At 37.1% G+C, this 4,552-nt stretch carries 4 protein-coding genes and 2 pseudogenes; 1 reads left to right on the top strand and 5 read right to left on the bottom strand.

Annotated features, from left to right (window positions below; all coding sequences use genetic code 11):
- Nucleotides 1-215 precede the first annotated feature (215 nt).
- The 5 genes and pseudogenes from H0W64_12695 to H0W64_12675 all read right to left on the bottom strand — a co-directional run bounded on the left by H0W64_12695 (nucleotide 216) and on the right by H0W64_12675 (nucleotide 3,935).
- Nucleotides 216-617, bottom strand: a complete 402-nt coding sequence (locus H0W64_12695; protein ID MBA3662570.1) for a GNAT family N-acetyltransferase — start codon at nucleotides 615-617, stop codon at nucleotides 216-218.
- A 260-nt stretch (nucleotides 618-877) separates the two neighbouring features.
- Entirely contained in the window at nucleotides 878-1,402 is a 525-nt protein-coding gene (locus H0W64_12690) for a DinB family protein (GenBank protein ID MBA3662569.1), read from the bottom strand.
- Nucleotides 1,403-1,655: 253 nt separating this feature from the next.
- Nucleotides 1,656-2,003: a DoxX family protein gene (locus tag H0W64_12685; GenBank protein MBA3662568.1), complete on the bottom strand. Its 348-nt coding sequence runs from the start codon at nucleotides 2,001-2,003 to the stop codon at nucleotides 1,656-1,658.
- 630 nt (nucleotides 2,004-2,633) lie between these two features.
- On the bottom strand, nucleotides 2,634-2,912 hold the full coding sequence (locus H0W64_12680) for a hypothetical protein (protein MBA3662567.1): 279 nt from the start codon (nucleotides 2,910-2,912) through the stop codon (nucleotides 2,634-2,636).
- A pseudogene (locus H0W64_12675) lies at nucleotides 2,896-3,935 on the bottom strand (LD-carboxypeptidase). The gene H0W64_12680 and the pseudogene H0W64_12675 overlap by 17 nt, the downstream one beginning before the upstream one ends.
- 269 nt (nucleotides 3,936-4,204) lie before the next feature.
- Between H0W64_12675 and H0W64_12670 the strand changes: the two are divergent.
- A pseudogene (locus tag H0W64_12670) lies at nucleotides 4,205-4,552 on the top strand (transposase family protein).

Raw genomic sequence — 4,552 nt, 5'->3', positions numbered from 1 at the left:
ACAATTTGAAAAATCTTCATCATGATTTTTTACTATTATTATGATGTGGTAAACGCTTTTCGCGTTTTCCACATCCAACAAAAAAAGTCCACTGTCTGTCAGATTAAATAGTAGTGATTACATCTAATGCCATGTTTACCACATTTCAACACATTGGTAATAATAATGACAATAATTATATTGATTTGAATACAAATACTAACTTGGAACTGGCTCTATGAATGGGGAAGCCTACAAGAAAACTCAAAACCATTGTTTTGTAAAATCTTTGTCGAAGCATTGTGCCCGGGTGCTGTTTTTGCAGTTATAGTTATTGTAGGGTTAGTTTTTTTTGAAATTGAGATAAGTTCTTTACAGGCAAAAGAAGCAATTCCTTGTCCTTCAAATTCTTTAAACGTCCAGTATGCAATTTCAACTTTTCCGTCCTGGGGTTGTCCTGTGAAACTACCGGTCCCAACAATTTGATTGTTATTAAAAACGAAGTAACCAACCCAAGGCTTGTTAAAACCGATTTTTGGATAATATTCGTCCATTGAATTGATTAATTGTTGGCAGTCCGTTGAGGAATAAATTTCATTAGTCTTGTCCTCGTTAGTATTTATAATCTTTAATTCCATTTTTGTCTCTTGATAATATTGTTGGCATGTTGCTCTATGCTGACCGCTAACGTTTTGCATTGCCGAAGGGTAGGGGATTCATAGCTGGGCATGACCGGACAAATGGTAAATTGAAAATATGAAGTTGAAGATAACGACTAAAGGTTAATTGTAAAGTTCAGCCCCGCACCACAGCTGTCACATTGTTAATGTACAAGTTTCAATGTCCGGTCCTGACTTTTGGCAATGCATTGTTAGCATTCCCTTATCTTTCATGCGATTTACAGTTGCAAGATTCGCAAATATTCTATCCAAGGTCCAACTTCTGCTTTATATTGTTTAGCCATTACACGCGAAATTTGAGCAATATGATTAAGGTCATGTACAACCCAAGCAGAAAGAAGTTGGGATAAGGTCACTTCTCCGAAAGTAGGATGAATACCTTTTTCCTCCAGGTTTTTGTCCGTGAGTTTTTTTGAACGGAGGTTTTCAATATTCTTTTCACGTAGTGTCTTAAGTTCGTCTAAAAGTTGTGTCAATGATTTTTCTTTACTTTCTTCAAATTGGGCGAGACGGTTAAAAGGCTCAAATTTTTTGTCATGTTTTTCTGAAAGGATAATTTCTGCTCTTGGAATCCAGTCAGTTCTTTCTCCATTAATAAGATGGCCGATAATATCATATACACTCCATGTTTGTCCACCTTCGTTGTTTGAAGTCCATTCGGCAGAAATATTTTGCAGCATTGTATTAAGAACGTCTGGTGTACGCTCAAGAATTTCCATAGATTTTTCTAAAGTAAAAATCATCGTTTGTTTCTTTAACTGTGCAATCGTAAGTTTAAAATTCTAAGTGACTTTTGTCTGACTGGTAGTCAATCTGATATATGCCTGGTCACGGGTTGCTGCTAACGCATCAGAGATAAATAAAGTTATTAAAAGAAGGGATTAGAAGCACAACTGTTCGTTCACCACTAAAAACACTTATTTTAAAAATTTGTATTTAAATTTTTGTTATCATTCGTGGTACTTCCGCTAGAACTAAAACTTCCAGTAAACGCATTTAAGCAATTAAATTTAGGGATACGGTAGCAATAAAAAGACATAGTAGCAAAAGGAACAATGAGGGCATACGCTTTTGCCAGGGATTATTCACTTTGAAGTGAAAATACTGTGCACTTAACATCAGGAAAGCCATCAAAAGTGCCCGAATTAGAACCAGCGAAGGATACCAGATACCTGCTACAAGCAATGTTGCCAATGCTATTTTAGTTGACCCAACAATCGTGCGTGTAAGATCACTCAGGCCATATTGGTTAAATTCTTTCATGATATTATCGAAACGAAAAACCCATACAAAAACAACAGAAAGAGCAACAATGAGTTGTGCAATCACAGATAAGTTTACCATTTTAGTTTTTTTTAAATTTCTTTACTCATTTGGCTTTTCAGGTTCTGACCCGTTATTTTTGAGCGATTTCTGATCTTCACCTTTTAATTCCCTGCCTGATTAAAGTTTGAATAGCAAGCTGTCGCAATAAAATGGCAGGTAACGTTCGAGTATTTGCGAAGGCAGGGAATTCATTGTTCGTCAAGCTTGGTACAAATGCCCAATTGAAAATATAAATTTGAAGTTAAAAATAAAAGCTGAACATTGAACGTCAGCCCGAACCGCTGCTGATGCTTGCACATAGCTGATGTTACAATGTCCAGCCCTGCTTTTGCAAATACTTTTGTTGGCTGTAGTTTTATTATTCAAATCTTAGTTCTTCAATTACTTTCAAACAATGATTTTTCAATTTACTCGGAACGTTTGGGTGATGTTGATGTTAATCTATGAAAAAGTAGTGGTTTATTATCGTTTGTTCTTATGTTTTGAAAATAAAGCATTTCACCTTTAGGTCCGTTAACTGGAATTGGATTTGTGGGTGTCCTACCAAATTCACCATAACTATCAGGTATTTCATCGCAGTCAAGTCCTGCAATGAATTTATAGTTCATTAAGTGGCTTGAATTGTCCGCCTTGATGGTCGTTCTTGGTTTATTGAATAAATTTTTGAATAGTTTCATGGTCGTCAAAAATTACAGCCAACGATTGAGGCTTGGCGTTGTTGGGATATTTGAAAAACGTCCCGCTGACAACTGAAGCCCAAAAATGATTTAAAAGTTGAAGATAAAAACGAAAAGCCCAATTACTAACGTCAAGCTGAAACTGCTGCTGATAGCAGACTACAGCCGAAGTTCCAATGTCCTGCCCCAATTTTGGCAATGCAATGTTGACTGCTGGCGTTTCCCGTTTTCTGTTATTCTGTAACGCCATTGTCAATTATGCTAAATATTTTTTGTTCACAACTTATTTCTGCTACAAGTCCAAATGGAATTGTAAATGTTGGTGAAGTGTGTCCAAAGTCCATTTCTGTAATTATTGGCAATTCTGTTAATTGATTCTCGTCTCTTACAATTTCTAACAAAATTCTATTGTATTCCCCCGTGAATTTATTGTCAAACGGTCTGCCTACAATAAGTCCGTTGATGTTATGTAAAATTCCCTGTGCAGCATAGTTCCGTAATATCCATTTAAAATTTGCAGGGTTCATTATTTCTTCTGATGTTTCCAAAAACATAATGGAGTTTTCCCATTCATCGGGGGTTAACCAATAGGCAGTTCCTTTTAGAAATTCTAATACTTCTACACAGCCTCCTAATAATTTTCCTTGTACTTTTTGTTTCCTTGTAAAAAGTTCCAACTGCTTGAGGTTGTCAGGGTTCGCGGAGTATCTTGTAGCGAAGTGTCAAACCAATCAAGCATTTCACTTGTCCACCCGTTTTTATTTGGTAAGATTTGTCCTATAGTATTGGAGCTAAACAGCGTTCTTTTTATATCATCAATCTGATATTCAAACATTCCACCATTTTCAGCAAAACCAACTAATAATGATGTTCCGTAAAAAGACACGAATCCAGCTTTGTAACATGCGAGATGCGTAATTGTCGTATCAGAAAATCCCCAGAATATTTTCGGATTTTTTGTAATTATTGAAAGATCAATAAAGGGTAAAGTTCTAATGCTGTCGTCACCGCCAATGTTGGATATTATAGCTTTTATAGAATTGTCTGAAAAAGCTTCCATTAAATCGTCTGCTCTTGCTTGTGGATTTTTATTAACCCAATCTGCTGGCTTTAAAGAATTTTTAGTTTCCACAACTGTCAGCCCAAATGTTTCTTCTAATTGTTTTTTTCCTTTATTATAGCGATGTGGCAATTCACCTGCTCCACCCCAGGAAAGTGAAACAGATGCGACTTTGTCGCCTTGTATTAATTTTTTTGGTTTAATAAGTTTCATAAAATTCTAAAAGTAATTTCAATTGTGGGTGTCGTGTTACGCTTGCAGGCAACGTTCGAGTATTGTGCAGGTGGGGAATTTTATAATGTCCAGCCTGGAACTGCAGCTGATTGAAAAACTTTTGATGAAGATAACAACTAAAAGCAAAATTACTAACGTCCTGCCCGAACAACTGCTGATTGTGTACTCAGCTGAAGTTTGTTTGTCCTGCCCCACTTGCAGCAATACTTTGTTGTATGCAGCCAAAGGAGTCTCGTCAAAAATTTTCGTATTTGGGTGCACAGGATACTTACTACGTGGGTACCATCAAGGGAGTAGGGCGTATTTATCAGCAGACCTTATTGATACCTATACCCGTGTAGCATTTGCCAAAGTGTATGACCGCAAAAATGCCATCACCGCCGCCGACCTTTTGAATGACCGGGTGATTCCATTTTTTGATCACCAGGAAATACCCTTGCTCAGAGTGCTAACCGATCGGGGAACCGAATACAAAGGTAAACGTGAGCACCACGAGTACGAACTATACTTGAGTATTGAAGCCATCGAGCACAGCAAGACCCAGGTGCGCAGCCCCCAATCCAATGGCATTTGTGAAAGGTTACACAGGACCATAC

It is taken from the genome of Gammaproteobacteria bacterium (assembly GCA_013816845.1).
Classification (GTDB): Bacteria; Pseudomonadota; Gammaproteobacteria; order DSM-16500; family DSM-16500; genus Aquicella.
The sequence above is the reverse complement of the archived record's forward strand: the minus strand, read 5'-3'. Positions and strand labels throughout refer to the sequence as shown.